The organism is Mesorhizobium sp. M00.F.Ca.ET.216.01.1.1, from assembly GCF_004010325.2.
GTDB lineage: Bacteria > Pseudomonadota > Alphaproteobacteria > Rhizobiales > Rhizobiaceae > Mesorhizobium.
In genome coordinates this window covers 1-408 of the sequence record NZ_SADR02000167.1, presented here as the reverse complement: position 1 = coordinate 408, position 408 = coordinate 1, and the positions used below count along the sequence as shown (strand labels likewise).

1 protein-coding gene is annotated in these 408 nt (G+C 64.5%); it reads left to right on the top strand.

The features are described 5' to 3' along the window. Positions 1-408 (top strand): UbiA family prenyltransferase (locus EN859_RS35565; protein ID WP_245525876.1); only part of this gene is annotated, 408 nt, incomplete at both ends.

Here is a 408-nt window from a genome sequence, read left to right as displayed (position 1 = left end):
CGCCTATGGCGATGCGGGCTTCGATTATGCCGGCAACAGCCGCCATGACCTCAAAGTATTCGACGCCGCGCGCAACGCGCTGGTGGTGGCGCCCGACCGCAGCGCGCGGCACTGGCAGGCGGCGCATCAGGCCGAGGCCGTGCCGGCGCCGAAGCCGACGCTGAGGACCTACGTCAAGATGCTGCGCATGCATCAGTGGCTGAAGAACGCGCTGATCGCCGTGCCGATGGTGCTTTCGCATGAATATTTCAACGGCAGCATGATCTGGGATTGCGTGCTGGCGTTCGTGTCGTTCAGCGCCGTTGCGTCCGCGATCTATATCGTCAACGATTTCTTCGACCTCGCGCTCGACCGCAAGCACCCCACCAAGCGCAACCGGCCATTCGCCAGCGGCGCGCTGTCGATCCC